The organism is Gluconobacter aidae (assembly GCF_009547075.1).
GTDB lineage: Bacteria > Pseudomonadota > Alphaproteobacteria > Acetobacterales > Acetobacteraceae > Gluconobacter > Gluconobacter aidae.
Genome location: NZ_WIPH01000109.1, coordinates 1 through 494, shown reverse-complemented (window position 1 = coordinate 494; position 494 = coordinate 1). Strand labels below are relative to the sequence as shown.

General features: G+C 58.5%; 1 protein-coding gene. It reads left to right on the top strand.

What is annotated here, in order from left to right; all coding sequences use genetic code 11:
* Positions 1-481: IS630 family transposase (locus tag GFJ39_RS13935; RefSeq protein WP_153432058.1), on the top strand; the 481-nt coding region annotated here is incomplete at its 5' end.
* Positions 482-494 lie beyond the last annotated feature (13 nt).

The following is a 494-nucleotide window of genomic DNA, read 5'->3' as shown; positions in this document are numbered from 1 at the left end:
GACGAATATGGCAAGACGCTACGGGCGGTGTCGACGTGGCCAGAGGTTGCGTTCCGCCGTGCCACATGGTCACTGGAAAACCACGACGTTCATCGCTGGGTTGCGACTGACCGGCATCGTGGCGCCCATGGTCCTGGATGGTCCGATCAATGGCCGCAGCTTCCAGACCTATGTCGATCGCGTGCTGGTACCCGATCTGCGGCCAGGCGACATTGTTATCATGGACAATCTCGGCTCTCACAAAGGTCCCGGCGTTCAGGCCGCCATCGAAGCAGCAGGTGCGACTGTGCGCTATCTCCCGCCCTACAGCCCGGACTTCAATCCCATCGAGAAGGCCTTCTCCAAACTCAAGGCCCATCTCCGTAAAGCCGCAGAACGCACACGCGACGCCTTGTGGGACAGGATCGGCACATTGATCGATCAGATCACTCCTACAGAATGCGCAAACTTCTTTACCGCCGCCGGATATGAACCAGATTGAGAGGAAAACGCTC